Here is a 22,947-nt window from a genome sequence, read left to right as displayed (position 1 = left end):
CATGCCCAAGCACAGCCCGGCCATCGCCAAGAACATGCTGGCCCAGATGCGAAAGACCGCGAAGATCCGCAAGACAAAGCCCGACTGGGTGTCGGCCTTTGCCACCGGCACGGTGGAGGGGGGCAAATTCTCGGCCGTGTGCGCGCTGAAACTGCCCAAGGCGCAGTCGGACTTGCGCAACTATGGCATCACGCAGACGAAGGCGGACCAACTGAAGGACGTGACCGCAGGTTTCGTCTGGTTCGAGGACGGGGCGTTGTGGCTTTCGGTCCAGAAGGGGTCGTTCGCCAACGCGCGCAAGACGATGCTGGGCTACTTCAAGGACTTCAAGGCCGGCAACCCACAGATCCGCGAAGGCGAGCCGCTGAGCGCGGATCGCATCGCCGCGCTGGAAGGGGAGGATGACGACGCCTTGGCCCTGCTGGCCGAAGGTGAGGAGGACGAGGTCGAGGCCGATGACGCCATGGCCGCGCCCGATGAAGAGCCCACCCCCGCCGAAGACATGGTGGCCGCGCCGGCCGAAGACACCGCACCCGCCGCAAAGGAGCACGCGCCCGCCCGCGCGCCGCTGAGCGAGGCGGAGGTGAAGGCGGTGAAGGACAGCACGGGCAAGGTCGCCTCGGTCCTTCAGGCGGCGCTGGCGCGGGTGGCGCGTGAAAAGATGCCGGAAGCGGCCGAGATGGCCCGCCAGCTGGAGGAGCGGCTGACGGCCCGTCTGGCCGAAACGGAGGAGGCGCTGCGCCCCGACCTTCTGGAAACCGCGCCCAGCCGGATGCTGATGGAGGAATCGCGCGCCGCGATCCTGGGCTGGACCGGGCGGACCGACATCGACGATGTGCTGGACCTTTACGAACCCTCCCACCCCGTGGGCAAGGCGGAGGTGGCCAACCATTTCGTCGACCTCGGCTCGCACGTGCTGGCGCAGGCGGGGCGGACGGCCAACGTGTCGCGCCGGCTGGTGGAGATGCGGGTGGACGGGCTGTATCAGGACGGTGACGCGGCCAATGCCCGGTTCGCGGCGCTGGAGCGGCTGTTCAAGGTGCTGCTGCCGGTGATGGGCGACGCCGCGCGGCTGGAGCAGACCTTCGGGGTGAAAAGCCCGGCGGCCCTTGACGACATCCCCGGTCCCGAACGCGCCCTGGGCGCGGTGCAGACGACGCTGTTCAGCGCGCTGAGCCAGATCGAGGCGTGCCGCGCCGCGCATGAGGCCGGCCTTCAGGCCGAGGGCGAAACACTGAGCGCGGAGGAAAACGCCTTCTTCGACGGGCTGGGGGACGAACTGACGGCCCGGACCAACGCCTTCCTGTCGGCGGCGCAGGCGCTGGTGAAGGCGGGGAATGCCGACGGGCTGGCGGCGGAGGTGGCGGCGCTGACCGCCCATGTGAACGACGCCTTCGCCGGCACCGACAACTGCCCTTCCGATCATGCCCCGACCGGCATCCGCCGTCTTTATGCGGAGGCGCTGGTCGGGATCGGCACCGCCCGTCAGCAGGCGGCGTGAACCCGCTCCCCGCGCGGCGCCCAGCCGCGCGGGGATGTGGCCTTAGCGCTCCAGCGTCAGGTTGCCCGTGGCCGTGCCGATGCAGGTGAGGACGTAACCCTCCGCAACCTCGTCCGCGCCCAGAAGGGCCTGTTCCGGCATCTGGGCCTTGCCCTTGGTGCAGCGCATCCGGCAGGCGCCGCAGATCCCCGACCGGCAGGAATGTTCTAGGCGATGGCCCGCGGCCTCTGCCGCCTCCAGGATGGTCTGGCCGCTGCGAATGGCAAAGCTGTCGCCGGTGTCCAGCGTGACCGTGGCGGCGGGCAGTGCGGCGGGGGCCAGGGCGGCGCGGGGCAGCGCCACGGGCGTGGGCGGGGCGGGGATGCGCGGGGCCGCCGGGGCGGGCGCGGGGGCGGCGCCGCCGAAGCTTTCCTCGTGATACCTGTGGGTGGGATGGCCCATCTCGGCCAGCGTGTCCTTGACCGCGGCCATGTAGCCGGCGGGGCCGCAGGTGAACACCTCACGCTCGGCGAAGTCGGGGGCGAGGCTCCGCACCAGATCCGCCCCGAACCGGCCCGTCATGCCGTTCCAGATCTGCCCGGGCGGCACGGCGGCCGGGATCACGGCCAGCCGGACGGAGGCCGCGCTGCGCCCGGCCAAGTGCAGCAGTTCGTGCTGGAAGATCACGTCCTGCGGGGTGCGGACGTTGTTGATGAAGACGACGTCGGCCTCGGTCCCCGTGTCGACGATCCAGCGCAGCATCGACATGACGGGGGTGACCCCGCTGCCGCCCGACAGGAACAGCAGCTTCTGCGCGGGATGGTCCACGCAGGTGAAATGCCCGGCCGGACCGAGGATGTCGAATTCGAACCCTTCGACCATGTTGTCGTACAGCCAGTTGGAGATCCACCCCTTGGGCACCCGTTTGACGGTGATGGAGATGGTGTAGGGCCGCGAGGGGGAGGAGGAGATCGTGTAGCTGCGCCGCAGGATACGCCCGTCCACGGGCAGTTCCAGCGTGACGAACTGCCCCGGCTTGAAGTGGAACAGGGTGCGGGGTTCGGACACGAAGGTGTAGGTCTTGGCGTCATGGGTTTCGGGCGTGATGGCGATGCAGCGCACGCGGGTGCGGCCGCCGGCCCAGCCTGCCCCGCCCGGCGTCAGGGTGGCGGCGGGCCAAGCCGCGTCGGTGGCTGCGGGCGCCGGGGTGGCGACGGGGGCGCGGGCGGCGGGCAGGGGGGCGCGGACGGGCGGGGCCTCGGGCTCGTCCCCCTCGATCAGGGCGCGGAGTTCTTCGCGGGCGCGGACGCGGTTTTCAGGCTCCGCCCCCGTCAGGCCGGTGCCGCGTTCCAGCCGTTGCAGGAACACGACCAGCGACCGGCGCAGCGCCGTCATCCGCTCGGGGTCCAGCGCGCCTTCGGCCTGTTCCAGCGCCTGGCCCAGCGTGTCGATGTCGTGGTCGTTCTGCCCTTCGGCATAGGCGGTCCAGCGGCGGGAATAGTCGCGCGCAAGTTCGGCCGCGGCCTCGGTCAGGTCGTCGCTTTGGGACCAGCGGCGGTCCTTCAGCAGGGACTGGAAGCGGCGCACGTCCTGCGGCGACACGTCCCGGTCCACGTCGGCGACATAAACGAAGACCGAGAAGAGGAGGTCGGCCAGAGCCTGCGACGCGCCTTCGGAGGCGGGATTGGGGAAAGGCATGTTCATGGGAACTCCATTGGCGGAATGGTATCACAAGGGGGCGAGGGCGGCGTCCAGCGGTTCGGCACGGGCGCGGGCCTTTCGGGGTGCGGGGGGTGGCGTGACGATGGCGTCCACCTCGGCCGTCTGCGGCAGGTGCACGAGGATGGCGAACCCGCCCGACACCTCGGGCAAAAGCGGCGCGTCGGGGGTGGTGAGGGTGCCCGGCACGATGTCCCCCGGCCCGAAGGCGGTGTCGGGATCGAAACGCATGGCCTGGGGGTCGAACAGGCGGACAGAGCCGGAGTGGATCAGGACGGCGGACGGGCGGCCCTGCGACATGATCCGCGCATGGGCCCCGTGCCGCCGCACGGTGGAGGCGGTGGCCAGCGCCGCCAGACGGTCCAGCGGCAGGCGGCGCAGCGCGGGGTTGCGGGCCAGCATGGCCAGGCGCATCACAGGCTCGATCCCGATGCGGTCGCCGCCCATGCTGTCCGACTCCCATGTCAGCTCGACGGTCGCATCCTCGCCGAAGCCGATCTGCACGCCGCTTTCAAGCGGGGCGGTCTCGTCCTCCACCGGGCGGCGGTTCACGAACAAATCAGAGGCGTCCAGCCGCTGAAGGCGGATCGCGCCGTCGTCCAGCCGCAGAACGGCGTGATAGGCGCTGGCCTCGGGCACGACGATGTCGTTGTCGAAGCTGGAGCCGAGGGACAGGCGCGTGCGGCCGGCGGTGCCCATCTCCTCAACCCGGTCGCCGATGCGCACGTGCAGGCGCAGTTCGGGCGTGCCGGCATGGTCGGGGGCGATGTCGGCCAGCCGGTCGACGACGCTGCGCAGCAGCGGGTCGCGCGGCGGGACAGGGGCGTTCAGCAGGTTTTCGGCCACCTGCTGGGCGGCGGCGCGGTCCACCAGCGCCAGCGCGGCAAGGGCGAGGGCGGCGGTCAGCGCGTCGTCGTCCATCGCCAGCCGTTCGAGGTTCGCCGCCGCGTCCAGCCCCGCCAGCAGCACCTGGCGGGAAGCAGGGCGCGTCCCTTCGGCCCCGGCGCCCTTCAGGATGGCGAGGATCTCGGGCTCCATCGGGCCGCTTGCCTCCAGCCTTGCGTCAAGGCTTTTGCCCGCCACGGCGCGCAGGTTGCGGGCATGGTCGGCCGCGATGGGGCTGGCGCCGAAGATGCGAAGCAGCCGCAGCGCGCTGTCGCACAGGTCGCTTTCCCGCTGGCCCAGACGGTCGGCCAGCAGTTCGACCAGCGTCGTGCCCAGGTGATCGCGGATGTCGGCGGTGGCCAGCGCGAACTGGAAGCCGCGTTCGGCGATCAGCCGGTCCAGCGCGTTCTGCAGCATGCGGCCCAGGGCGCCGTCGGGTTCGGCCAGATGCGCCAGCGCCGACAGATGGCCGCGTTCGTCGATCTGAAGGCTGTCGCGCAGGATGCGGGTCATCTGCTGGAACTCGGGATCGGCGAGGTTTTCATCCATCGACCGCCCCGAGGCGACGCGCGAGGCGACGAGGTTGCCCAGCATGTCGCGATAGGTGTCCCAGGATTCGCGCCGCTCCTCGTCCGTCACCGGGGCGCGGCTGGCCTCGAAGGCCTGCGTGACGCCCAGCTCCTCCACGATGCGGGTGTGTTCGTCTTCGCTCAGGTCCATCTGGACGCGCAGTTCGTCCAGCATCTTCAGGGTGCCGGCGCTGGCCGTGCCGCCTTCGCTGACGGCCTGCCCCAGCACGTTGCGATAGGCCGAGACGCGTTCCTCGTGCGAGACGACGGGAAGGACCTTGGACAGCACGAACACCTCGTCAGGCTTCAGGTCGTCGATGCTGCGGCCGCCCAGCACGCGGCTGATGTCGATCCGCATCCGGCGCAGCTGGTCCAGCAGGCGAGAGGACATGCTTTCGCGTTCATACCGTTCGGGCGTGCGGGCCAGCACCTGCCGCAGCCATAGCGTGGTCAGCGCGATGATCAGGAGGTCCACCACCCGCACGCCCGCCGTGGGCAGAAGCGACAGGTTGGGCCGTCCGCCGAACAGGTAGAACGTGTTGATCGACGCCCACGCGCTGACGCTGAGGCAGTGGTTCATCACGATGGCTTCGGTGTATCCGCGCTGTCCGCGGCGGAAGCGGCGATAAAGCGCCTCCAACCCCCGGCCAAGGGCCAGCGTCGCGGCGCAGGCCAGTGCCAGCGTCAGGGGGGCCGCGATCAGCTTCGGGATGGGCAGCGTGTGGCCGAAGAGGTAGACGCCCGGCGCAAGGATGCGGTCGCGCAGGTTGTCCTCATGCGTCCATACGCCCGAGAAATAGTAGCGCCACGTGCCGGAATACACGTAGTAGTAGCCGTAGAAGCCGATGATCAGCCCCAGGAACATGTAATAGGTGTTGCGGCGGTGCGGATGTTCGATCCCCTGCCAGTAGGAGCGTTCGAGGTCGATGTCGCCGCAGTTGACGGTGCAGCCGACGCAGCCGCTGCGGTCGCCCTGCGGCGTGGGCTTACGGCACATGGATTGCGGCAGGGCCGGGCGCGTCAGGTGCGGCGCGCTTTCCAGAAGGCCGCGCGGTTCGGTGTAGATCTTCTGGACGATGTTGGCGGGGCAGAAGTAGTTGCACCACGTCTTGCCGCCCCAAAGCACGCCCGTCAGCATCGCGGCCCCGATCACCGCCAGCAGCGCCCCCGCCAGCGCATAGCGGTCGGAGTTGATCAGAAGAAGCCGGGCCGTGATCCCCGCGAACAGCAGGCCGAACTGCACATACCAGGTGTGGCGCGCCAGCCAGCTGTCGCGTTCCACCAGCGCCACCACCCGGTCCAGCGTACCCGTGCGGCGGTCCAGCCGGGCCCGCCCGCGCGTCAGCCCCAGATAGCCGGGGATCTGCGAGGCGAAGGAGAGGGGGCAGATCCGGCGCCACGTCTCGTGCCCGAAGACCATCAGGAACAAGGGCAGGATCGGCACGATCATGGTCCAGAAGATCCGCGCGCCCATCGGATAGGGGTCCGAGGACACGCTTCCCTCCTGAAGGGGCACCGCCTCGTCCCCCACGCGGAAGGGGCTGGAGTGGTTCGTGGCCTCGGTCAGCGCGGCCGAGAAGGGGTCCCAGAAGAGCGAGCCGATAAGGATCAGCCAGCCGGCCAGCAACAGTCCTCGGACCGTCAGCATGTTGCGTTCAGGCAGGTTTGCGAACATGGATCAACTCGTGCGATAGGGTTGGCGGACCTTATCGCCCGCTCGCCCTGCGGCGAAACGCGGTGCCGTCGCATGTGCCCATGACGAGAACGCATGAGGCGGGGGGCATGGGCATCGGCTATGCAGATGGGGATACGGCCGCGCCCTTCCCGTGCCGGGGAAGGCGGGGCTTCTGGAAAGGATGTGACACCGTCATGACCGACGACATTCGGATCCGCCGTGCAGGGCGGGGCTGCAGGAAGGCCGGGCGCTTGCCGATCGTGGCGCTGGCCTTCCTGTTGGCGGGGGGCGTGACGGGCGCCCATGCGCAGGGCACGCCCCTGTCGGGAGAGCCCATCACGCCCGTTCCGCTGGACGTGGTCACGGATCCGGCCCGGGTGTCGCTGGGCCAGCGGCTGTTTTCGGACACGCGTCTGTCGGGGGACAACAGCATCTCCTGCTCCAGCTGCCACATGATTGCGCGGGGCGGGGCCGACGGCCTGCGCCTGTCGCGCGGGCCGCAGAACCGCGTGCCGCCCACGAACACGCCCACGATCCTGAACGTGTCCCTCAGCGCGCTGCTGAACTGGAACGGGCGCAACCGCAGCCTGACAGGGCAACTGCGCGAGGTGGTGACCAATCCCCACATCATGGACGGCGAATGGCCGACCGTGCTGGCGCGCCTGCGGGCCGACACCGCGCTGGCGGCCGAATTCCGCGGCCTTTATCCCGACGGCATCACGCAGGACAGCGTGATCGACGCGCTGGCGGAATACGAACGCTCCCTCCTGACGCCGAACGCGCCCTTCGACCGTTACCTGCGCGGAGAGGCGGACGCGCTGAGCCCCGAGGCCAAGGCCGGATACGAGCTGTTCAAGTTCTATGGCTGCGTGTCGTGCCACCAGGGGGTGAACGTGGGCGGCAACATGCTGCAGGCCTTCGGCATCTTCGGATCGCCCGCGGCGGCCGAAGGCGGGCCCGACACGCCGGGCGCCGCGCGCGACACCGGCATCTCTCCGTCCGAGCCGGTGTTCCGGGTGCCCAGCCTGCGCAACGTGGCCCAGACGGCGCCCTATTTCCACAACGGCTCGGTCCAGACGCTGCCGGAGGCGATCGACATCATGGCCAACTATCAGCTTGGCCGGTCGATCACCCCGGACGACATCGCGCAGATCGAGGCGTTCCTGAACTCTTTGACCGGTGAATACCAAGGCATCCCGCTGGGGGATTATCAACCATGACACAGATCACGACCGCGCCCCGGGGCGCCTTGTTCACCCGCGACACCGCGCGGGAATTCCTCGCCTCCAATCGGGCCTGGGCCATCTGCGCGGGGGTCATCGCGGCGCTTGCCTTGGCGATGGCGGGGGTGCTGTGGCACATGCGCCCCACGACCGAGGATCTGCCCCAGTTCCGCGCCCGGTTCGAAACGCTGCGCCAGATCGAAAAGCAGTGGGACCTGGACCTTCTGGCGCTGGAACTGGGCATCGCGCCCAACTATGACGCCGTGTCCCGCGGCACCAACGTCCTTCTGGAGGAGCTGGACCGGGTGGGGGCCTCCATCGAAGGGCAGCCCGATCTGGCGGGCATCGCGCCGCGCTACCAGGATTACGCCGCCACGGTGCGCGAGAAGATCCACCTGGGCGACCAGATCAAGGCGAGCTATGCCATGCTGCGCAACTCCGCCAGCGTGCTACCGGCGGGGATCCAGGCCTTCTTTGACGCGCCGGACGTGTATCAGCCGGCCGGCGACGGCGTCCGCCCGTCCGAGGAGTTGACGCGGTCCGTCATCTCCATGGCGAGCTTCGTCATCAGCCCGACGGACGTGCTGGCCCGGACGGTGGAGGAGGATCTGGCACGGATGCGCGCGCTGGCCGCGGGGCAGGGCCCTATCCTGGCCGAAGCCGTGGAAAGCCTTGCCGCGCAGGCCGAGGTGGTGGTGCGCGAGCGCCGCCGCGGGAACGACCTGATGCTGGCCGTGACCGCCCTTCCGGCCGACGACGCCGCCACCGCCATTCAGGCGGCGGTGGTGGAGGCGGAGGCCGGCGCGGTCAACGCCCGCCAGCGGCTTCAGGCGGTGGCGATCGGCCTTGGCGCGCTTCTGGCGCTGGCGATCGCCCTTCTGGTCCTGACGCTGCGCCGCCGCTTCGTGAAGCTGGATCAGGACAACGTCCTGTTGCAGCAGGAAAAGCAGGACGCGCAGGAACAGGTGCTGCAATCGGCCAAGCTGTCGGCCATCGGCCAGATGGTTGCGGGCATCACGCACGAGATCAACACCCCCCTGTCCTATGTCCGCACCGTGTTCGAACTGGTGAAGGAACGGGTCATGTCCGACCGCATGATCGAGGCGCTGGCCGCCGTCGACGCGACCGACGACGACACCGAGGAGGACGCCCATTACCGGCAGGAGGAGCTGATCCTGATGCTGGACGACGGCCTGCACGGCATCGACGAGATCACGACCCTTGTGCGCACGATGAAGAACTTCAGCCGCTTCGACCGGGGCCATGCCGAGACGTTCTCGGTCGTGGACGGGCTGGAAAGCGCGCTTCTGATCGCGCGGTCGCAGCTGAAATACGTGGCCGACATCGAACGCGACTTTGACACGGTGCCCGACATCATCGCCGCCCCCTCGCAGATCCGGCAGGTGTTCCTGAACCTGATCAACAACGCGGTGGACGCGATGGCCACCACGGGGCGGCGGGGCAAGCTGGTGCTGCGCACGCGGCTGACCGCCTCCGACACCGTGCGGGTGGAGATCAGCGACAACGGCCCCGGCATCCCTGACGACGTGCTGCCCAAGATCTTCGATCCGTTCTTCACGACAAAGCCGGTGGGCGACGGCACCGGAATGGGGCTGTCCATCTGCTACCGCATCATCGAAAACCATGGCGGCACCATCGCCGTCAGCACGGCGCCCGGAAAGGGCACCGCCTTCACGATCACCCTGCCGCGCCACATCGCGACCCACAACAGCAGCACGCCGATCCGCATCGGCCACCACACCATCCCGGCATGAGGCCGCGCCGCAGCTGCGGCCCCACGTAAGAAAGGAAAACGACCATGAGCCAGAAGCCGGTGCTGCTTTTCGTCGATGACGAGCAACGGATCGTGAAGCTTTTGAAGATCATGTTCCGCGGCGAATACGAGGTCCACACTGCGCTGAGCGGGCAGGACGCCTTGGCCATCATGGACACGGTTCAGGTGGACGTGATCGCCAGCGACCAGCGCATGCCCAACATGACGGGGATCGAACTGCTGACGCAGGTGCGCGAACAGCATCCCAGCACGGTGCGCATCCTGCTGACCGGCTACAGCGACCTTGTGGCCATCATCGGCGCCGTGAACGAGGGGGAGGTGTTCCGCTTCCTCAGCAAGCCCTGGGACCAGACCGAACTGCGCGCCGTCATCGCCGAGGCGGTGGAGGTCGCGCAAAGCGCGCGCCGCGTGGCGGGCACGCTGCCGCCGGTGTGGCAGGGGGACGTGTCGGGGGATGCGGGCGGGCCGGGCACGGCGCGCTTCAACATCGGGTCCGAACTTCTGGCCATCGACGGCGTGGACAGCGACCGACAAAGCATGGTGGAGATGTTCACCCGCGATTACAACGTGCGGGCCGTGCCCCATGTGCGCGACGCGCTGGAGATCCTGAAGCAGGAGCAGATCGGCGTGATCGTGATCAACGCCGAGCTGGACGGGGTGGACGTGGCCCACTTCCTGTCCGAGGTGGAGGCCTATGATCCGGCGGTGACGGTGGTGGCCACGACGTCGGATCCCAACAGCGACATGATCATCCGCCTGATCAACAAGGGCAGGATCTACCGCTTCGCGATCAAGCCGCTCAGCCTCAACCTGTTCCGGCTGGCGGTGAACACCGCGATGCGCGAACACCACCGCCGGCTGGCCGATCCGCGCGTGGTGCGCCAGCGGATGCAGCGCAGCGCCGAGCCCGACAACACCTTCTTCGACAGCTTCGTGGAAGGGCTGAGTCGCTTTACCCAGGTCGGCTGATCCCCTTATCCTTCGCCCCTTTGACCGCCCGCCCCCTTCACGGGGGCGGGCGGTTTGCGTTCGTCCACCCCCGCCACCATGCAAAATCGCCATGTCCCCATGCGCCGGCTGACAGGGTGACGGCGCCGCATGGGACCATGAGCAATGCGCATGCCGCCAAACGCGGCGCCCGCCCGTAAAGTCCAACCTGTCGGGGCATCAAGGCCCCTGCCTGAAGGATACGACGATGCTGGACACGGGCGACATGGCCACGGTTCTTCCCATCTCGCAGGATGAACCCTGCGGAGAGGCGCTGGATTACGACCTCGATTTCTTGGATCTGGAGATCATGGCCCGGGGCCGTCCGGAACGGCAGGCGGGGGACGCCACCTCTCCGGCCGAGCCGCCGGACTGGCAGGCGGTGCGGGAGCTGGCCACGCGGCTGGCCGAGCGCAGTCACGACATCCGGCTGGAGATCCTTCTGGCCCGCACCGGCGTGCATCTGGAGGGTGGAACGGGCCCGCTGGCGCAGCGGCTGCGCCGGATCGCGGCCCTGATCGACGGCTTCTGGACGCATCTGCATCCCTGCCCCGAGGACGGGGACGACGACCTGACCGTGCGCACCAACGCACTGGCGGATCTGGCCGATCCGGATGGGCTTCTGGCCGATCTGCGGGGCCTGACGCTGGCCAGCTCGCGCCGCACGGGCAGTTTTTCCCTTCGTGACTGGACCGCCGCCCGCCACGACGACGAGGCGGAGGCGCAGAAGATCGTGGCCGCTTTGGCCGAAACCGATGCCGCGCTGCACGAGGCCGCCGCGGGACAGCTGCGCGCTTGTCTGGACGCGCTGGCGGCGGTGGACACGGCGCTGCGCAATCACGTCCCCGCGCCCGAGGCGCCGAAGCTGGCCCCCCTCGCCTTGGTCCTGACGCAGATGCTGGAGATGCTGACGCCCTATCTGGCACCGCCCGAAGGGGAACCCGCGCCGGCCGCGGCGGCCGAGCTTGCCGCCGAGGCGACTGCCGCCGTGCCGTCGCGCGGGCCGCGCAACCGCGACGACATCGTCGTGATGCTGGACCGGATCTGTGCCTGGTACCGGCTGAACGAACCCGCCAGCCCCATTCCCGCCCTGCTGGAGCGCGCGCGCGCCCTTGTGGCGAAGGATTTCCTTGCCCTGCTGCAGGAGCTTGCTCCGGACGGGGCCGCGCAGTTCCGCCACCTTGCGGGGCTGAAGACCACGCGCACCGACGAGTGACGGTCGCGTTCCCGTATCCCCCTCAGGAGACCATTCATGGCCAAATCCAGCAGTCAGAAGTTCATCGGACGCAACCGCGCGCCGCGCGTGCAGATCGAATACGACGTCGAAACCTACGGATCGGAAAAGAAGGTCCAGCTTCCCTTCGTGATGGGGGTGATGTCGGACCTTGCGGGCAAGTCGAACGACCTGCTGCCCGATCTTGAAAACCGCGAGATGGTGGAGATCGACGTCGACAACTTCGACGCCCGCATGAAGGCGCTGAAGCCGCGTGTGGTGATGCAGGTCCCGAACCGCCTGACGGGCGAAGGCACGCTGCCCGTGGACCTGACGTTCGAGCGGATGGAGGACTTTTCCCCCGCCGCGGTGGCGCGCAACGTCGAAAGCCTGGCCCGTCTGCTGGAGGCGCGCAGCCAGCTTGCGAACCTGCTGACCTACATGGACGGCAAGACCTCGGCCGAAGGGCTGGTCGGCAGCCTTCTGGCCGATCCGGAGCTGTTGAAGGTCCTTGCCGCCGACTCCCCCGTCACCGCCATCGAGGATGGCACCCACCCCAAGCACGGAGAGTGAGGACATGAGCCCCACCGACACCACGCTGGTCGAATCCCCGGCGCAGATCGCGCCCCTTCCGGCCGAGGCGAACGCCCTTCAGGCGCTGGTCCATCAGGAATTCCGCTCCCGCTCCGAGGAAACGCGGGCTTCGGTCGAACAGGCGGTCCGCACGCTGGCCCGAGCCGCCCTTCAGGACGGCACGCTGATCCGGGACGAGGTGATCCCGACGATCGAGGCGATGATCGCGGCCATCGACGCCAAGATGACGGCCCAGATCAACGAGATCGTGCATCACGAGGAGTTCCAGCAGCTGGAATCCGCGTGGCGCGGCCTCAACCATCTTGTCTACAACACCGAAAGCGACGAGACGCTGAAGATCCGCGTCCTGCCCACCACGAAGAAGGAGCTGTCGCGCACGCTGCGCAAGTTCAAGGGCGTGGCCTGGGACCAGAGCCCGATCTTCCGCAAGCTGTACGAGGAAGAATACGGCCAGCTGGGCGGAGAGCCCTATGGCGCCCTGATCGGCGACTTCTACTTCGACCACAGCCCCGTGGACGTGGAACTGCTGGGCAACATCAGCCGGGTGGCCGCCGCCGCGCACGCGCCGTTCATCGCCGCGGCCTCCCCCCGTCTTCTGCACATGGACGACTGGCAGGAAGTGGCGAACCCCCGCGACATCGCCAAGCTGTTTCTGACGCCCGAACACGCCGCATGGAACGCCCTGCGTGAGACCGAGGATTCGCGTTACGTCGCGCTGACCATGCCGCGCTTTCTGGGCCGTCTGCCCTATGGCGCGCGCACGAACCCCGTCGAGGAGTTCGACTTCGAAGAGGAAACCGACGGCGGCGACACCTCGCGCTACCTGTGGTGCAACGCGGCCTATGCGATGGGCGTGAACATCACCCGGTCGTTCAAGCTGTATGGCTGGCTGTCGCGCATCCGCGGGGTGGAATCCGGCGGTCTGGTGGAAAACCTGCCGGTGCACGTCTTCCCCAGCGACGACGGCGGCATGGACTTTAAGTGCCCGACCGAAACGGCGATCAGCGACCGGCGCGAACTGGAACTGTCGAAGGCCGGCCTCCTGCCGCTGCTGCACCGCAAGAATACCGAATACGGCGTGTTCATCGGTGCGCAGACGCTGAACAAGCCCACGGTCTACGAGGACCCGAACGCCACCGCCAATGCCGAGTTGAGCGCGCGTCTGCCCTACATCTTCGCTTCCAGCCGGTTCGCGCATTACCTGAAATGCATGGTCCGCGACAAGATCGGCAGCTTCAAGGAGCGGCACGAGGTCGAGGAGTGGCTGAACAACTGGGTTCAGCAATACGTCCACCCCTCGCCCACGCTGGCGAGTGAGGAGAGCAAGGCCGAAAAGCCCCTGTCGGCCGGCCATGTGGTGGTGGAGGACGTGGAGGACAATCCCGGCTTCTATCGCGCGCGCTTCTTCCTGCGCCCTCATTACCAGCTGGAAGGCCTGACGGTGTCGCTGCGGCTGGTGTCGCGGCTGCCTTCGGCCGGCAAAGAATAACCCAACCAAGCGACGGAGAAAGTCATGGCACATGATGCCTATCTGGTCTTCACCAAAGGGGTGCAAGGCGTTTGGCCGAAAGGCGAATCCAAGGTCGGCAGCGACGAAGGCGCGATCATGCTGACGGACCAGTGGGGGTTCGCGCTGGAAAACAAGCTGAACATCGGCCCCCAGACGATGGGCGCGGGCGCCGGCAAGGCGGAATTCGAAGCGTTCACGATCAAGAAGCAGATCGACAAGGCGTCCTCGCACCTGCTGGAAGCCTGCGGCCGCGTCTGCCACTTCAACGACGTGAAGCTGAAGCTGCGCAAGTCCACGGGTTCGGGCACCGGCAAGATGAACAACTACCTGACCTGGACCTTCCAGATGCTGGCGGTCGAAAAGGTGGAATGGACCTATGGCGACCCCGCCCCCGAGGAGACGGTCACCTTCAAGTTCGGCGTCTGCAAGATCGAATACAAGATGCAGGACGATCAGGGCAACCTGACCCAGGCCGGCCAGGGCATCTGGAACCAGGTGGACAACAACAACACCGAAAAGATCGCCACCCGCTAAGGCGCCCTTCGGGGCGGCGGATGCGCCGCCGCCCCTTTCCCGACAGGTCCGGATCCCCGATGTCACGCAAACCCGATGGCCCCCGGCTGCGCCCGTCGCTGCTGGACTGCTTTTCCGACGCCGCCGAGGGTGGCCCCGCTTCCATGTCTCCGGGGGATCTGAAGCGCGCGCTGGTGCGCGACATCTCCACCCTTTTGAACGCGAGCGGGCTGGAGCAGGTGGTGGACCTGTCGGACTATCCTTACGTCGCGAACAGCACCCTGAATTTCGGTAGCCCCGCGCTGGACGGCCAGCACCGCGAGGGGCTGGATCTCTATCACGTGCAGGAAGGCGTCGCCCGCAGCCTGCACCGGTTCGAACCGCGCCTGATGCCCGACACGCTGCGCGTGACCAGCGCCGACGATCCCGGGCAGGGCGCCATCGTGTTGCGGATCGAGGGAGAGATCCGCGCCGATCCCGCCCCCCTGCGCGTCGTGATGCGGACCGAGGTGGAGGCCGAGATGCCGGCGATCCGCGTCGTCGAATGCCGGGACGAGGGCTTCGCATGACCCCCGACCTTCTGCGCCTTTACAATGAGGAACTGGCCTATCTGCGCGAGATGGGGGACGAGTTCGCCACCGCCTATCCCAAGGTCGCGGGCCGCCTGGGGCTTGAGGCGGGCGAGGCGTCGGACCCGCATGTGGAACGCCTTCTGGAAGGCGTGGCCTTTCTGTCGGCCCGCGTGCAGGCCAAGCTGCGCGCGCGCTTTCCCGATTTCACGCAGGCGCTCTTGGACATCGTTTATCCGCATTTCACCTCGCCCATCCCGTCGATGACGATCGCGGGCTTCACCCCGGACGCCGAGGCGGGGCGGATGGAAAAGGGCCACCTGATCCCGCGCGGCACCCGGCTGGTCACGGGCGTGGTGCCCGGCACCATCACCGCCTGCGAGTTCCGCACGGCGCAGGACGTGCATCTTTGGCCGATCGAGGTGCGGTCGCTCGACTACATCCACACGCCGGACCGCATCTCCTCGCTCCATCTGGGCGGGCGGGGCGCGCAGGCGGTGATCCGGCTTCGGCTGGGCACGACCAACGGCATGGCGCTGCAAAAGCTGGCCCTGCGCACGCTGGCGCTGCACTTCCCGTCGGACGGGGGCACCGGCGGGGCGCTGTTGCAGCAGTTGCTGTCGGACTGCACGGGGGTGGTGTTGCGCCCGCTGGACCGGCCCTGCCCGTGGCAGGAACGGCTTCCGCCCTCGGCCCTGCGGCACGCGTTCGACGCGCCGGAACAGGCGCTTCTGCCGCCGGTGCCGCGGTCTTTCAGCGGCTATCGGCTGTTGCAGGAATACTTCGCGCTGCCCGACCGGGTGCTGTTTGCGGAACTGACGGGGCTGGCCGACGCCATCGCCGCCAGCGATACGGCCGAGATCGAGATCCTGTTCCCCCTGCGCCGCAGCCATCCGCAACTGGAACGCCAGCTTCGGCGCGAGAATGTGCGCCTGTTCGCCACGCCCGCCGTGAACCTGTTCGAAAAGACGGCCGACCGCATCCGCGTGGACGGGACGCGGCACGAGTTCCACATCGTGCCCGACCGCGTGCGCCCGCTGGATATGGAACTGCATTCCGTGCTGGGCGTGCAGGGGGAGCTGGCGTCGGGCGAGCGCATGCCGTTCCGCGCCCTTTACGCCCTGCATGATGCGCGGGATGGGGAGGTGGCGGGCTACTACACTCTGCGGCGCGAGACCCGCGTGCTGTCGCAGCGCGTGCGGCAATACGGGACGCGGACTTCTTACGTTGGGACGGAAGGGTTCCTGACGATCACCGATCCCGCCGCCCCGCCGTTCCGGGCCGATCTGCAGCAACTGTCCGTCCGTTGCCTGTGCAGCAACCGCGACCTGCCCCTGATGCTGCCCTGCGGCGAGGGGGCGACCGACTTTTCGCTGGACATCGCGGCGCCCGTCACGGCCATCCGCTGCCTGACGCTGCCCACGCGGCCCGGCCCCGCACCGGCGGAAGGGGACGTGGCGTGGAAGCTGATCAGCCACCTGTCCCTCAACTACCTGTCGATCACGGATGCGGAGGAAGGGGCGACGGCGCTGCGCGAGTTGCTGTCCCTGTACGCGCCCGCCGATCGGCCCGAACTGGCGCATCAGATTGCGGGGGTGGAACGGGTGTCCGCCGCCCCCGCCATCCGCCGCATCCCCGGCGCGGGCCTCTCCGCCGTCGCGCGGGGCGTGGAGGTGACTTTGCATCTGGACGAGGCGGCTTTTGCCGGCATCGGCAGCTTCCCCCTGTCCTCGGTGCTGGCGCGGTTCTTTGCGCGCCACGCCTCCATCAACAGCTTTGCCGAAACGGTGCTGCACAGCGGGCAGGACGGGGAGGTGGCGCGCTGGCCGGCGATCCCCGGCCGCGTGACGGTGCTGTGATGGAGGGGGGCGACTTCTTCCTGGCCCTGCGCACGCTGGAAGCGGGGGACGACCGCCCCCGCCTGGGTGAAAGCGCCCGCCCGGCCGAGGACGGCGTCCGCATCGGGCAGGAGGCCGGCTTCGGCTTTGCCCCGCGCCCCGTGGCCAGCCTGTCGGAGGACGAGGATGGCGAGGTGCTGCGCCTGCGCACCTTCTTCTTCGGCCTGTTCGGTCCGAACGGCCCGCTGCCCCTGAACATGACGGAACTGGCGCATGCGCGCGGCCTGAACCGCGACGGCGGCTTTGCCGATTTCGCCGACGCGCTTCAGCACCGGATGGCGACCCTGTTCTATCGGGCCTGGGCGGAGGGGGAGCCGGTGCTGGGTCTGGACCGCGCCGAACCGGATGGCTTCGGGCGGCGGGTCGGTGCGCTGGCGGGTTATGGCATGGCCTCGCTGGAGGACCGGGACGCGATGCCGGACCTGTTGAAGCGGCACTTCACCGGGCGGCTGGCCGACGGGGCGCGCAACCCCGAAGGGCTGTGCGCGATCCTGTCCTCGTTCTTCGAGACGCCGGTGGCGATCGAGGAGTTCGTGCCGAGCCGTGCCGTTCTGCCCGTCGAGGCGCGCTGCCGTCTGGGCGGGGGCGCGGGAAACGCCGCCCTTGGCCGTACGGCGTCGGCAGGGCGCGAGGTGCAGGTCCATCACCACGTCTTTCGCATCGTTCTGGGGCCGATGACGCTGGCCACCTATGAACGGTTCCTACCCGGCGGCCCCGCGCTGGCCCGGCTGGAGCCGATCCTGCGCAACTATGTCGGCGAGGCGCTGGACTGGGAGGTGAACCTGGTTCTGGCCGCGCCCGAGGTGCCGGCCCAGCGTCTGGGGCATCAGGGCCGGCTGGGCTTCACCAGCTGGCTGGGGGCCCGCCGCACCGCCGAACCCGCCCGTGACCTGTCGCTGGGCCGCGCCTCGCGCGGTCGGGCGGCCCCTGCATGACCCCCAACCCGAAGGAGACGTGCCATGTCCTCGAACACCCGCCGCAGCCTGACCAGCCTGATCGGCAACACCCCCGAGCCAGATCTGGAAGCGGGCATCCCGCTGGACGACCTGCCCCTTGATCCGCAGGCCGCCTGGGAGCGGCAGGAACAGAACCTGTTCGCCAGCTTCGGCATGGTGGCACCCGCGCCGGTGAACCCCCCGGCGAACACGCCCGCGCCGGCGCCGGCCCCTGCGCCCGCGGCCGCCGTCGTGGCCCCCGTGGCCCCGCCCGCCCCCGCACCGGCGGGCGGATGGACCTTTGCCGGCCTCGCCTCCGGTGTCTGGGACCGCATGCCGGGGCGGGGCCCCGCGCAGCCGAGCGAGATGATGCGATACGTCCAGAACCACTTCGACGGGTCCGAGGTCAACCCCGCGCATCGGGCGCAACAGGACGTCCAGCTGGCGCACCGGCCCAAGCAGGTCGGCGCCGAAACCCTGACCAAGATGAAGCCGCATGACGTGTCGGCCTATCCTCGGGCCAAGGGTGTGGTCGTGATCCTGTCGAACGCCAAGGAAGCCGAAGGCAAGGACGTCACGCTGAAATTCGCCATCCCCCTTCAGCGCGAGGGGCGCAAGGTCTTTGCCCAGTTCACCCCCGACATGGGCGACATGATCCGCGGCACCGTCAAGGTTGAGGGGAGCGACACCGAGGAGGAGGTCGAGTTCGACTTCATCCGCGAACAATGGACCACCCCCGCGCAGCGTCAGGCCAGCCTGGCCACCATGAACGTCGTCGTCCAGAGCGCGTTCGAGGACGTGGTGCGCGAGGAGCAGGTGGATGCCATGTCGAGCGACAGCGTCGTCATGCAGATGCAGCAGCTGATACGGTCCGCGGAACGCAGCGTGGCCCAGTTCTATCGCGGAGAGATCAGCTATGCCGACCTGCTGAAGGAGCTGAGCGCGCGCGAGGCCGACATCCTGAAGCACGCGTCGGACAAGAAGACACGGTCCAGCGCCAAGACCCGCCAATATGCGCTGGCCGGGCTGACCGCCGTGATCGCCCTGGGATCGCTGTCGTTCATGGTCTGGCGCTTCGGCAACCTTGCGGCGAACAACCAGACCAACCGGCCGACCTGAGCCCCGAAGGATCCCCCCGATGGCCCTGAACAGCTCCCCCTCCGTGGCGACGATGCCCTTGCGGGCCAACCGCTTCGCCGCCATCACCGCGGCCCCGTTTCCCCTGCGCGACGTCACGCTGCGCTGGCTAAAAGGGACGGAGCGGCTGGGGGAGCCGTTCAGCTACCGCGTCAAGTTCATCTCCAAGGAGCCGATCCGCGACTTCGGCCGCCTTCCGGGGGAGCCGATGACGGTGGGGATGCTTCTGGCCGACCGGCGCACGGTGCGCCATTTCAACGGCATCGTGACGGCCTTCGAATATGTCGGGATCGAGGACACGCGCCGCCTGAACTACGAGGTGGAGCTGGGCCCGTGGATCGCCCTTCTGGCCCTGCGCCGCAACAGCCGCATCTTTCACGACAAGACGAGCGTGGAGATTCTGCGCACGATCTTCGCCGAACATCGCGGCACGTTCCGGGTGAAGGTGCGCGGCGCGCTGCCCCGCCGCCCGACCTGCGTCCAGTATGACGAGACGGATCTGGATTTCGTCTCGCGCCTGATGGAGCAGGACGGGCTTTACTATTTCTTCGAACACGCGGCCACGGATCACGTCCTGATCCTGGCCGACGATCCTGCCGATCACGATCCCTGCACGCCCGAGGTGGTGACGACGCAGCTGAACCTGCGCCGTTTCCGCTACAAGGAGGACATGATCTGGCAGTGGCGCGAACGCGCCGCGCTGACGCCGGGGCGGGTGTCGCTGCTGGATTACGACCATGAAAAGCCCAATGCGACGCTGAACGCGCTGGAGCCGGTGCCGGACGCCGCGATGGGCGATGTGCGCGGCACCACGACGCGCCTGATGAACGGGGGGGCGGGATCGCTGTTCGGCGCGAAATCCGCCGCCCGCACGGCCCCGCGCAGCAGCCAGACGCGCGAGGTGTTCCGCTTCCCCGGCCGTTTCGTCACGCAGAAGGACGCGGCCTTTTACGCCCGCCGCGAGGCGGAGGGCATCGCCAGCCGCGCCTACCGCGTGGAGGTGGAGGGCAGCATGCGGCAGGTGACCACCGGTTGCCGCTTCCGCGCCGAAAACCCCTATGACCAGCCCGACATGGCGCAGATCCCGACCCCGTCGCAAAGCTGGCTCGCCATCGGCATGCGGTTCGAGATCATGGGCGAGGTGGGCGAGCATGTGGAGACCGCCGATCCCGACGACCACACCGTCTTCGTCTACCGGACGGTGGTGGAGGCGCAGGCCGCCGCCACGCCCTTCCGGCCCACGGTCCGCACACCGTGGCCTCGCATCACCGGCCCCCAGACGGCCGAGGTGGAGGGCCCGCCCGGATCGCAAGTGGCGACGGACAAGCTGGGTCGGGTGCGCGTGCGGTTCCGCTGGGACCGCGACAACGCGACCCCCGCCTCGGGCTGGATCCGGGTGGCGCAGCCCTGGGCCGGCAAGGGGTTCGGGGGGCTGGTGACCCCTCGGGTCGGGCAGGAGGTTCTGGTGCACTTCCACGACGGCAACCCCGACTGGCCGATCATCACCGGCGCCGTCTACAACATGACAAACCTGCCCGCCGAAAGCCTCCCCGCCAAGGGCACGCGGTCGGCCTTCCGCACGCAAAGCGTGCCGTCAAAGGGCGGTCAGACCTACAACGAGCTGCGCTTCGAGGACGCTGCCGGGTCCGAGGAGGTGCTTCTGCGGGCCGAGCGCGACTACAACCTGAAGGTCGGCGACACACACCGCGTGAACGTGGGCACCCGCTTTGTCCTTCAGGCCAGCGCCGCGCCCACGGGCACCGGCGGCAGCTTCCTGGAGGTGGAGGGCGACACGATCCGGCTGGTGACGCGCGGCCCCGGCGGCGCGCAGGGGATCGAGATTTCGCCTACGGGGGTGCTGATCCTTGGCACCACGGTCTCGCTTGCCTCGCGCACGGGGCCGGTCACGGCCAGCCCCGCGATCCTGCCCGTGCCCCAGCCGTCGCCGTTGGTGGTGAAATCCATGGGCACGCTTCCCGTCCTGCGGGACGCGCGCGTGGTGGAATAGCCGCCCTTACTTCGGCAGCTTGTAGGCGATGATGTAGTCGCCCACGGGGGTTTCCATGAAGTGGTGCCCCGTGGCCGCGATCAGCACGTATTGCTGGCCGTCCACCTCATAGCTGATCGGGTTGGCCTGCGGGCCGGCTGGCAGCACGTCGGACCAAACCGTTTCACCCGTTTCCATGTCGATGGCGCGGAACAGGTTGTCGGTGGCCGCCCCGATGAAGATGAGGCCCCCCGCCGTCACGACGGACCCGCCATTGTTCGGCGTGCCGATCTTGAAGGGCAGGTAGGACGGAATGCCGAACGGCCCGTTGCGGCGCGCGGTGCCGAGGGGGGTGTCCCACAGCGTCTCGCCCGAGTTCATGTCGATCGCGCGGATGCCGCCATAGGGCGGGCGGGTGCAGGGAACGCCGGTGCCCGTGTTGCGCCAGCCCGCGTTCACGTTGATCGCATAAGGGCTGCCGGCCTGCGGATCGCCCGCGCCTTCGGCATGGCCTTCGTCCGCCTTGCCGCCGCCTTCGTTGATGGGGCGCAGGCCCATCTTGTCGGCCTTTTCGCGCGGGATCAGCTGGTTGTAGTTCGGCACGTCGTTGTAGTTGGCGATCAGGACGTTGCGCTCGGGATCGATGGCGACCGAGCCCCAGTCCGACCCGCCGTTGTAGCCCGGATACTGGATCCACGGACGATCGGCCGAAGGCGGCGTGAAGAAGCCTTCGTAATGCGCGCGGCGGAACTGGATGCGGCACCACAGCTGATCGATGGGGGTGAAGCCCCACATGTCACGCTCTTCCAGATCGTCCTTGCGCAGTGTGTGCCATTCCGACACGGGCTGGGTCTTCGAGATGAAGTCGGGCTCCACGCTGCCTTCCGTCGGGGCCTCAATCTCCCCCACCGGGACCAGCGATTCGCCGGTGGCGCGGTTCAGGATGTAGATGTCGCCCTGTTTCGACGGCAGCAGGATCGCAGGCGTGCCCTTGAAGTCGATGAGCGAGGCCTGCGAGCCCAGATCGTAGTCCCACACGTCGTGCCGCACCGTCTGGAAGGACCAGACCGGTTCCCCCGTCAACGCGTTCAGCGCCACGAGCGAGGTCGCCCACTGGCTTTCCAGCTCGCTCCGGTTCGAGCCGTAGTAGTCGACGGAGGAGTTGCCCATGGGCAGGTAGACAAGGCCCAGATCCTCGTCCGCCGTGGCGGTGGTCCACATGTTGGGGGTGCCGCGGGTGTAGGTCTCGCCCTCGGCCGGTGCGTCGAAGTCGCCGGGATTGCCCAGATCCCAGGCCCAAAGGAAATCGCCCGTCACGGCGTCGAAGCCGCGGATCACGCCCGAGGGGGCGTTTTCCGCCTGACCGTCCTTCACCTGCGCGCCCGTCACCACCACGCCGCGCACGATGGCGGGCGGTGCGGTCACGGCGTACCAGCCGGGCACCTTCTCTCCGATCCCGGCCCACAGATCGACCTGCCCGTTTTCGCCGAAATCGGCGCAAGGCTGGCCGGTGGCCAGATCCACCGCGATCAGGCGGGCGTCGATGGTGCCCTCGATCACGCGGGTCTTGCACTGGGCGTCCTCGGCCAGATCCGGCGCGGTGTAGCTGGACACGCCCCGGCAGGACGCGGAATATGGAATCGCGTCGTTCGACACGCCCGGATCGAAGCGCCAGTTCTCCTCGCCCGTGGCGGCGTCGATGGAGATCAGGATGTTCTTGGCCGAGCACATGACCAGCTGGCGACCGATCTTCAGCGGGGTGGTTTCGGCGGCGTATTTGTTCTTGGCGTCACCCTCGGGCATGTCGCCGGTGCGGAAGACGAAGGCACGCTCCAACTCGCCCACGTTGTCCGGCGTGATCTGCGCGAGGGGGGAGTGGCGAGTCGCCTGCGCGTCGCCGCCCCAGAAGGGCCAGTCGGCGCCCACGGCGGGCTGGGGCTGCGCCACGCGTTCCTGCGGAGCGGGGGGGGCCTCGGCCGGGCCGGTGCCCGCCTCGGGTGCCGTGTCGGGGGCCAGTTCGGGCTGGCCGGGTGCGGTTGCGTCGGGTTGGGCGGGTGTTTCGGGGGTGGACTGGGCCGGGACCGGCTGTTCGGGCGCGGCCGCATCCGGTTGGGCGGGGGCCTCGGGGGCCGGCCGCGCGGGGGCGGGCTGGGCCGGAACCGCCGGTTCGGGGGCGGTCCCCTCTTGCGCCAGAACCGGAAGGGCGGTGGAGGCCAGCAGCGTGGCGAGCGTGGCGCGCAGGATCAACGAGGTCATGA

16 protein-coding genes are annotated in these 22,947 nt (G+C 68.7%); 13 read left to right on the top strand and 3 right to left on the bottom strand.

The features are described from left to right. The first annotated feature begins 1 nt into the window (after position 1). Positions 2 to 1,501: a chemotaxis protein CheA gene (locus tag PIJ50_RS05310; RefSeq protein ID WP_271973357.1), complete on the top strand. Its 1,500-nt coding sequence runs from the start codon at positions 2 to 4 to the stop codon at positions 1,499 to 1,501. Between the two features lie 42 nt (positions 1,502 to 1,543). Here PIJ50_RS05310 and PIJ50_RS05305 read toward each other — a convergent pair whose 3' ends face one another. Together PIJ50_RS05305 and PIJ50_RS05300 are read right to left on the bottom strand one after the other, a co-directional pair. Beyond that, positions 1,544 to 3,184: an FAD-binding oxidoreductase gene (locus PIJ50_RS05305; RefSeq protein ID WP_271973356.1), complete on the bottom strand. Its 1,641-nt coding sequence runs from the start codon at positions 3,182 to 3,184 to the stop codon at positions 1,544 to 1,546. 24 nt (positions 3,185 to 3,208) lie between these two features. Then, the gene (locus PIJ50_RS05300) at positions 3,209 to 6,328 is read right to left on the bottom strand and encodes an FHA domain-containing protein (protein ID WP_271973355.1); all 3,120 of its coding nucleotides are present in this window, start codon (positions 6,326 to 6,328) and stop codon (positions 3,209 to 3,211) included. A 194-nt stretch (positions 6,329 to 6,522) separates the two neighbouring features. On the opposite strand from PIJ50_RS05300, the gene PIJ50_RS05295 reads away from it, so the two are divergent. The 12 genes from PIJ50_RS05295 (at position 6,523) to PIJ50_RS05240 (ending at position 20,710) form a co-directional block, all read left to right on the top strand. Next, a complete protein-coding gene (locus PIJ50_RS05295; protein ID WP_271973353.1) occupies positions 6,523 to 7,548 on the top strand; it encodes a cytochrome-c peroxidase in 1,026 nt (341 codons plus the stop codon). Beyond that, positions 7,545 to 9,326: a DAHL domain-containing sensor histidine kinase gene (locus tag PIJ50_RS05290; protein ID WP_271973351.1), complete on the top strand. Its 1,782-nt coding sequence runs from the start codon at positions 7,545 to 7,547 to the stop codon at positions 9,324 to 9,326. The genes PIJ50_RS05295 and PIJ50_RS05290 overlap by 4 nt, the downstream gene beginning before the upstream one ends. A gap of 44 nt (positions 9,327 to 9,370) precedes the next feature. Continuing rightward, complete coding sequence (locus PIJ50_RS05285; RefSeq protein WP_271973350.1) at positions 9,371 to 10,315, top strand: response regulator; 945 nt, start codon at positions 9,371 to 9,373, stop codon at positions 10,313 to 10,315. A 226-nt stretch (positions 10,316 to 10,541) separates the two neighbouring features. Continuing rightward, the gene (gene tssA, locus PIJ50_RS05280; RefSeq protein WP_271973348.1) at positions 10,542 to 11,549 is read left to right on the top strand and encodes a type VI secretion system protein TssA; all 1,008 of its coding nucleotides are present in this window, start codon (positions 10,542 to 10,544) and stop codon (positions 11,547 to 11,549) included. A 36-nt stretch (positions 11,550 to 11,585) separates the two neighbouring features. Continuing rightward, a complete protein-coding gene (gene tssB / locus PIJ50_RS05275) occupies positions 11,586 to 12,119 on the top strand; it encodes a type VI secretion system contractile sheath small subunit (RefSeq protein WP_271973346.1) in 534 nt (177 codons plus the stop codon). A 4-nt stretch (positions 12,120 to 12,123) separates the two neighbouring features. Further along, complete coding sequence (gene tssC, locus PIJ50_RS05270) at positions 12,124 to 13,629, top strand: type VI secretion system contractile sheath large subunit (RefSeq protein WP_271973345.1); 1,506 nt, start codon at positions 12,124 to 12,126, stop codon at positions 13,627 to 13,629. A gap of 24 nt (positions 13,630 to 13,653) precedes the next feature. Then, a complete protein-coding gene (locus tag PIJ50_RS05265) occupies positions 13,654 to 14,184 on the top strand; it encodes a type VI secretion system tube protein Hcp (RefSeq protein ID WP_271973344.1) in 531 nt (176 codons plus the stop codon). Positions 14,185 to 14,243: 59 nt separating this feature from the next. After that, entirely contained in the window at positions 14,244 to 14,732 is a 489-nt protein-coding gene (locus PIJ50_RS05260) for a type VI secretion system baseplate subunit TssE (protein WP_271973342.1), read from the top strand. Beyond that, positions 14,729 to 16,591 (top strand): type VI secretion system baseplate subunit TssF, encoded by a 1,863-nt coding sequence (gene tssF, locus PIJ50_RS05255; RefSeq protein WP_271973340.1) that lies wholly within the window; start codon positions 14,729 to 14,731, stop codon positions 16,589 to 16,591. The genes PIJ50_RS05260 and tssF overlap by 4 nt, the downstream gene beginning before the upstream one ends. Then, positions 16,591 to 17,565 (top strand): type VI secretion system baseplate subunit TssG, encoded by a 975-nt coding sequence (tssG, locus tag PIJ50_RS05250; protein WP_271973339.1) that lies wholly within the window; start codon positions 16,591 to 16,593, stop codon positions 17,563 to 17,565. The genes tssF and tssG overlap by 1 nt, the downstream gene beginning before the upstream one ends. 24 nt (positions 17,566 to 17,589) lie before the next feature. Next, positions 17,590 to 18,684: a hypothetical protein gene (locus tag PIJ50_RS05245; protein WP_271973337.1), complete on the top strand. Its 1,095-nt coding sequence runs from the start codon at positions 17,590 to 17,592 to the stop codon at positions 18,682 to 18,684. Between the two features lie 19 nt (positions 18,685 to 18,703). Then, the gene (locus PIJ50_RS05240) at positions 18,704 to 20,710 is read left to right on the top strand and encodes a type VI secretion system Vgr family protein (protein ID WP_271973335.1); all 2,007 of its coding nucleotides are present in this window, start codon (positions 18,704 to 18,706) and stop codon (positions 20,708 to 20,710) included. 6 nt (positions 20,711 to 20,716) lie between these two features. Here PIJ50_RS05240 and PIJ50_RS05235 read toward each other — a convergent pair whose 3' ends face one another. Next, complete coding sequence (locus PIJ50_RS05235; RefSeq protein WP_271973333.1) at positions 20,717 to 22,945, bottom strand: pyrroloquinoline quinone-dependent dehydrogenase; 2,229 nt, start codon at positions 22,943 to 22,945, stop codon at positions 20,717 to 20,719. Positions 22,946 to 22,947: the final 2 nt, after the last annotated feature.

This window comes from Falsirhodobacter sp. 20TX0035 (genome assembly GCF_028307215.1).
In the GTDB taxonomy this organism is placed as follows: domain Bacteria; phylum Pseudomonadota; class Alphaproteobacteria; order Rhodobacterales; family Rhodobacteraceae; genus Falsirhodobacter.
Note: the sequence above shows the minus strand (reverse complement) of the source record. Positions and strands in the feature narration are given on the sequence as shown.

Coding starts and splice junctions, on each gene's coding strand:
- tssB (WP_271973346.1), top strand. CDS start 11,586: ATGGCCAAATCCAGCAGTCAGAAGTTCATCGGACGCAACCGCGCGCCG.
- PIJ50_RS05265 (WP_271973344.1), top strand. CDS start 13,654: ATGGCACATGATGCCTATCTGGTCTTCACCAAAGGGGTGCAAGGCGTT.
- tssA (WP_271973348.1), top strand. CDS start 10,542: ATGCTGGACACGGGCGACATGGCCACGGTTCTTCCCATCTCGCAGGAT.
- PIJ50_RS05305 (WP_271973356.1), bottom strand. CDS start 3,184: ATGAACATGCCTTTCCCCAATCCCGCCTCCGAAGGCGCGTCGCAGGCT.
- PIJ50_RS05260 (WP_271973342.1), top strand. CDS start 14,244: ATGTCACGCAAACCCGATGGCCCCCGGCTGCGCCCGTCGCTGCTGGAC.
- PIJ50_RS05295 (WP_271973353.1), top strand. CDS start 6,523: ATGACCGACGACATTCGGATCCGCCGTGCAGGGCGGGGCTGCAGGAAG.
- tssC (WP_271973345.1), top strand. CDS start 12,124: ATGAGCCCCACCGACACCACGCTGGTCGAATCCCCGGCGCAGATCGCG.
- PIJ50_RS05245 (WP_271973337.1), top strand. CDS start 17,590: ATGTCCTCGAACACCCGCCGCAGCCTGACCAGCCTGATCGGCAACACC.
- PIJ50_RS05310 (WP_271973357.1), top strand. CDS start 2: ATGCCCAAGCACAGCCCGGCCATCGCCAAGAACATGCTGGCCCAGATG.
- PIJ50_RS05300 (WP_271973355.1), bottom strand. CDS start 6,328: ATGTTCGCAAACCTGCCTGAACGCAACATGCTGACGGTCCGAGGACTG.
- tssF (WP_271973340.1), top strand. CDS start 14,729: ATGACCCCCGACCTTCTGCGCCTTTACAATGAGGAACTGGCCTATCTG.
- tssG (WP_271973339.1), top strand. CDS start 16,591: ATGGAGGGGGGCGACTTCTTCCTGGCCCTGCGCACGCTGGAAGCGGGG.
- PIJ50_RS05240 (WP_271973335.1), top strand. CDS start 18,704: ATGGCCCTGAACAGCTCCCCCTCCGTGGCGACGATGCCCTTGCGGGCC.
- PIJ50_RS05290 (WP_271973351.1), top strand. CDS start 7,545: ATGACACAGATCACGACCGCGCCCCGGGGCGCCTTGTTCACCCGCGAC.
- PIJ50_RS05285 (WP_271973350.1), top strand. CDS start 9,371: ATGAGCCAGAAGCCGGTGCTGCTTTTCGTCGATGACGAGCAACGGATC.
- PIJ50_RS05235 (WP_271973333.1), bottom strand. CDS start 22,945: ATGACCTCGTTGATCCTGCGCGCCACGCTCGCCACGCTGCTGGCCTCC.